Raw genomic sequence first — 1,708 nt, forward strand, 5'->3', positions numbered from 1 at the left:
TTGACGTGATCCATGAAATGGGTGCCCGAAAACGGCGGGTTCATCAGGATCAGGTCATAGACCGGCGCAGGCGTGACCTTCAGGAAATTTGCGCAATGAACCTTCAGCGCAGGGTGGGCCATGCCCCGCAATGCTGCTGCCCGGTCAGGGTGGATTTCGATAGCGTCTACGGTCGCGCCCATCTTCAAGACAGGCCGGGCGATGGCGCCGATCCCGGCGCTTGGCTCCAGAACGCGGGTGCCCGCTTTGATCCTTAGATCAGAAAGCAATTCTTCGACCGTCGCAGCAGGCGTCGGGTAGAAGGCAAGATCCTTGGCAACGGCAGTTCCGGTGCAGAAGTCGGCGGGCTGCTCGTCGGACCCTGCGGCATCGGCCAGCACTTCGCCGTAATAGCTCGCCAGGACCTGATTGACCTTCCGCAGCAGGTCGGCATCCTTCACCCACAGGTGCAGGTTGCCGTTCTTGAAGCATCGGGCGGTGAAATACTCGGTCTCGATCTCGGTTTGCCGCGCGCCCCATCCGCCGCGCCGGGCGGCATTGATCGCGCTTTCCAGATCGCCATAGCTTCTCTGGTCGGACAGTTGCGAAAACACCCTCTCCACATCGGCCAAGGTGCGCCGCATCTGTTCGCCCCTGCCGGAATAGGACCAATGGCCGCTGTCATCAAAGACCCATGTGAAGATCATGCGTTTGCCGATCTTGAAGGCGTCGTGGCTCTTGAAAGCCGGGTCCAGTTCGGAAAAGGCGCGGGCCACGCCCCGCATGAAAATCAAGTCGGCATCGAGGGTCAGGCGTTCCAAGGTGGCGCGGATGTTCTCAAGCGTCGGCTCCGGCATGTCATCCGCGCCCATCTGCTTGTCCAACTGGTCCCGCTCGGTGCGGTCCATGATTTCCTTGAGGCGGCTTTCCTCAACGATCCGCAGCCAGATTGCGGCATCGAGGGTGCGCTTGTACCGGGCCAGGACGGCAACAGGATCGAAGGCGGAAAACAGGGCCGATTTCACGGCCTCGTTGTCGCTGTAGTGCAGATAGCAGGAATGCCCTGCGGTTGCTCCCTTGGCCGTCTCGGCCGCGTCCAGCGCGCGGCTGTAGCCGTCCGACAGGGTGCCGATGGCGTCCTGCATCTGCGTCAGCGCGGCCTCACGGGCGGCGCAAATGCTCATGATGTTCATCGGTGCGACCAGTGCGCCGGCGCTGAAGGTGGTGCGGGTGTTCATGCTGCTGCCTCGCTCTCGATGGCTTCAAGGATTTGCTCGCGCAGCTCGGACAGCGGGTGCGCGTCGAAGTCGTCACAGCGAAAATCTTCCGGGTTGTCGTATCCGGGGATTTCGTCGTGGATGCGTTCGGCCAGACGGTCGGCAAGATCGGCCAGCGTCCCGGCGACAGTGACAGTCTCAAGGTCGGCATACTCGAACCGGGCTGCCGCGTTCCGGGACAGGGCGACAAGGGCAAGGCCCGCGTCGTCGGCCTCGGCGTCATGGACAAGCCGCCAGCCTGCGCCGGTGTCGCCATAGATCGACCAGAACGCCCGGCCTGCAGGGCTGCAAACCTCGATGGCTTCCGCATCCGTGCCTTCGCGGATCATCCTGACCGGCGACACGCGAAAGTCGGTGAAGGTGGCGGGGGTATCCCCCGCCACAAAACCGTTGAAGGAAAACCCGCTCATGCCGTTGCCTCCTGCTTTGCCGCAAAGGCATCGAGCATCAGG

At 62.7% G+C, this 1,708-nt stretch carries 2 protein-coding genes; both read right to left on the bottom strand.

Annotated features, from left to right (window positions below; translation table 11 throughout):
• The coding region (locus TW83_RS17480; protein WP_045984064.1) for a DUF4942 domain-containing protein at positions 1-1,217 on the bottom strand (1,217 nt) is incomplete at its 3' end.
• Positions 1,214-1,666 (bottom strand): hypothetical protein, encoded by a 453-nt coding sequence (locus TW83_RS17485; RefSeq protein ID WP_045984065.1) that lies wholly within the window; start codon positions 1,664-1,666, stop codon positions 1,214-1,216. The genes TW83_RS17480 and TW83_RS17485, both read right to left, overlap by 4 nt.
• Positions 1,667-1,708 lie beyond the last annotated feature (42 nt).

Source organism: Paracoccus sp. S4493 (assembly GCF_000967735.1).
Classification (GTDB): Bacteria; Pseudomonadota; Alphaproteobacteria; order Rhodobacterales; family Rhodobacteraceae; genus Paracoccus; species Paracoccus marcusii.